This is a genomic window from Candidatus Ozemobacteraceae bacterium, from assembly GCA_035373905.1.
Classification (GTDB): Bacteria; Muiribacteriota; Ozemobacteria; order Ozemobacterales; family Ozemobacteraceae; genus MWAR01.
In genome coordinates this window covers 115679-116945 of sequence record DAOSOK010000013.1, presented here as the reverse complement: position 1 = coordinate 116945, position 1267 = coordinate 115679, and the positions used below count along the sequence as shown (strand labels likewise).

General features: G+C 55.7%; 2 protein-coding genes. One reads left to right on the top strand and one right to left on the bottom strand.

What is annotated here, in order from left to right; all coding sequences use genetic code 11:
• Nucleotides 1–108 precede the first annotated feature (108 nt).
• The gene (locus PLU72_08360) at nucleotides 109–774 is read left to right on the top strand and encodes a hypothetical protein (protein ID HOT28190.1); all 666 of its coding nucleotides are present in this window, start codon (nucleotides 109–111) and stop codon (nucleotides 772–774) included.
• Between the two features lie 256 nt (nucleotides 775–1030).
• Here PLU72_08360 and PLU72_08355 read toward each other — a convergent pair.
• The coding region (locus tag PLU72_08355; GenBank protein ID HOT28189.1) for a hypothetical protein at nucleotides 1031–1267 on the bottom strand (237 nt) is incomplete at its 5' end.

Here is a 1267-nt window from a genome sequence, read left to right as displayed (position 1 = left end):
AACTGATTCATGATCGCGGTGGTTTATACACCACTTGACTGGACATAACCAAATCTGATACCATTTCTCACAATCGAAAAAATCATTCATTCGAACGGAGGGAAATACGTGAACAAGCGTTTCTTCGTGGTCTTTCTGCTGGTATGCGCCTTGGTTCTGCCCACTCTTCCCCTGATTGCCGCTGATGCGGAAAATGAAACCGTCACCAATCTTACGAAAGCATACGAGATCTGGAAAAACCGCGGCATCAAGTTCGTCGTCCGCAACCAGGACGGCACGTTCGCCGGATGGGGTGTCGGCCGTCTCGAGTCATGGTCGGGCGAGTCGAAATGGGTCGTCCGCAACCCGAAGGGCCAGTTCATGGTTCATGCGAATGGCGAGGTTGAATCCTGGAAGAACGGGAAAACCCGCCTCGTGCTTCGCACCAAGAAGGGCCAGATTCTCACCCACATCGATATCGCCATCACCAGCAAGGCAAGTTTTGCTCAGAACGTGGTCGGTCTCCGCCGCCTCGAGAACGACAAATTCCTCGCTTTCGTCCAGGAAAGCCTTTCGGAATTGATTATCAATGACCTCAAGGACGGGGATCTCATCAAGGCCCGCGTGCTCGTCCAGTATCTCGAAAAATACCAGAAGGAACCGGGCGCCAATCACTTCGTTCCGGTGCTGAAGGCCGTTCTTCGCCAGGTGAACTTCATGGCTGGCGAAAAGCCCGAACCCAAGATCGTCGACCTGCAGACCCGCATCCGCGCGTTGATCGGCAAGATCCTGTAAACATTCTTCTCAGCAAAACACCGCCAGCCTTTCGGCCGGCGGTGTTTTGCTGACTGATACTGCTCGACTCATCAGGTATTGAGTCCTGGAGAATGAAAACCAACCGTTCGCCCTGCGCCTGTCGAAGGGCGAAATGCGGAACCATCGACAAGTGGCCGTTCGTGCTTCGACAGGCTCAGCACGAACGGTATCGAGCATGCAAGTGATTGTCGTGGACCTTGTGAGCAGTAACGGAGCGTATTTGCGCGAAGACGTCTTATTCCCGGATGCCCGGCGGTGGCGGCAGCCCCGGGCGGGCGGGCAGGGGAACTGCGGGTGATGCCGGGGGCGGGTTGAAGAGCTGGTCCCGTTCCTTTTCGGCTTTCTCGATCAGTCTGTCGACCTCTTCGATGCGGCGCTCGACGCCCGTGATTTCGGCACGGATGTTCTTCAGCGCAGACTCGTTTTGCCGGGCTTCGTTACGGTTTCGATAGAAGAGCGAGAGGGTCGAGCC